Source organism: Thermotalea metallivorans (assembly GCF_001562415.1).
Lineage (GTDB): Bacteria > Bacillota > Clostridia > Peptostreptococcales > Thermotaleaceae > Thermotalea > Thermotalea metallivorans.
On sequence record NZ_LOEE01000103.1, the window covers coordinates 1 to 1446 of the forward strand.

General features: G+C 30.3%; 1 protein-coding gene. It reads right to left on the bottom strand.

Annotated elements, in window-relative coordinates; genetic code table 11:
* Nucleotides 1–502: 502 nt before the first annotated feature.
* Nucleotides 503–1222 carry a hypothetical protein gene (locus AN619_RS15325; protein WP_068558124.1) on the bottom strand — a complete coding sequence of 240 codons (720 nt, stop codon included), beginning with the start codon at nucleotides 1220–1222 and terminating at the stop codon, nucleotides 503–505.
* Between the last annotated feature and the right edge of the window lie 224 nt (nucleotides 1223–1446).

Sequence of the window (1446 nt, forward strand, 5' to 3'; positions counted from 1 at the left end):
GTTCAAGAACCTCCCAACCGTTGATTTTAATGGGGTTTTGTCACTTCTATTATATCACAGAGAGGGGGCTTCTTGGACTTTTTTATTGCCCAAAACTATTGATTTTTCAATATTCATCGCACATCAACTTTGTGCGAAAGTTGATTAACGAATCTATCTAATACTTCCAAAAACATAGTTGTGAGGATTACAGATAAAGCACCTGCTGGAAAAGGTATAGAATTAAGCTATAGGGCATGGATTGAACTTGGCAAACCTGCTGGTAATGGTTCAGTGAAAATTGAACTCATGGGCTAAGAATTATAAGAATTAGTTGAAAAATATATATTCTAAAAGCTGAGTATTAACAACTCAGCTTTTTTCTTAGCTCTAATCACACTTATTATACTTGACAGATATTTGATCCTAATCGACAGATACTGCCTAAATTTTATGTATAGTATATTTGCAGAAGCTTACATCCATTAAAATAAATATTCATTTTGCAAATATATAAAAGTTTTTACTTTTCTGGATATAACATCCCTTTTTCATATTTGTATAGTATGCTTGTATATTTGCCTTTGACATTTTGAATATATGCTTCAAACTGGTTTTTTCCACTTAAAAACACAACAGATAGACTATTTAATGCTTTATTCAAATTTGCAAATGATATACCTTTATTAGCAATGTCCCACTCATATATGATAGTTTCAGCAGCAGTACCATAGGTGGAAACGGTTTCTATTTCTCCATCATTATCAATATCCTGTTCAAAAGTATTGCCATCAATAGACATAATCAAGTAAGGTATTCCATTCTTAATCATTATATAATTAGACCTTGAATAATTAGCCCCTAGCAGCGTCATCCACTTATAAACTGTATTTTCACTTGTAATATGCGTAGGATATAAAAAATAATCTTCTAAATGTATTGCATCATATGAGACTTTCCCCAAATCATAATATCTGCCATTTATTATAAGATAAGAATAAATTTGCTCATCACTGTCTGCCACTATTGAGTAAAAAATTTGAGTGATTCCATCCAGTGAATTTTCCCGTATGATATCCTTAGTATTTTGATAAATTAAATTAGGTAGGGGAGTTTCAGATAAATTTTCTTTGATGAAATCCAATTTAATTAATTTCTGGCTTGTAGACTTTGCAAAAATATAAATAAATACAATTGATGCTAATATTATAAAACCTAAAGTAATAGCCGTTTTCCTTCTCATTTTCCACACCCCTTAGATCTATATTTTTTCCCATAATAAAGTATATCATACTTATTCTGTAAAAACATTGCATTTTATTTACATATCATTATATTTTTATACCACTTTACAAGTTTGACTAAGCTACCTGATCTTTGTCAAGGAAGCTCTGCACAGCTTCTTTAACGGTTGAATAAATTTTGGCACTTTCGAAGCTGGATACGAAAGTATCAAATATTAATTCT